1 protein-coding gene is annotated in these 446 nt (G+C 59.4%); it reads left to right on the forward strand.

What is annotated here, in order from left to right; genetic code table 11:
- The coding region (locus tag B4F73_RS01855; protein ID WP_290482374.1) for an alpha-amylase family glycosyl hydrolase at positions 1 to 446 on the forward strand (446 nt) is incomplete at both ends.

Here is a 446-nt window from a genome sequence, read left to right on the forward strand (position 1 = left end):
TTCGATTTCCTCTATGCGAAGCGATTGGGAGCCGAAGCGATAGCCACATCCCAAAGCAACTGGCTTGGCGCGCCAGGAGAGGGCTGGCCATCATGGGCCTTTTCAAATCATGATGCGCCGCGGTGTGTCAGCCGCTGGTTGGAGGGTGCCGATCCTGTTGTTCGGGCCAAATTGACCACAGCTTTGCTGTTTTGCCTGCGCGGAAATCCCATCCTTTATCAAGGCGAGGAGCTTGGCCTACCGCAGGCGGAGATTGCGTTTGAGAATTTGCAGGACCCTGAAGCAATCGCGAACTGGCCTCGCACGCTCGGCCGCGATGGCGCTCGCACGCCAATGCCCTGGGCCAGCGCCGATACATATTGTGGTTTCAGCGATGCCAAGCCGTGGCTGCCTCTGGGCCAGGGCCATGCGGATTTGGCGGTAGATCTTCAGGAAGCCGATCCCCA

Origin of the sequence: Hyphomonas sp. UBA3601 (genome assembly GCF_002375605.1) — a bacterium.
Classification (GTDB): domain Bacteria; phylum Pseudomonadota; class Alphaproteobacteria; order Caulobacterales; family Hyphomonadaceae; genus Hyphomonas.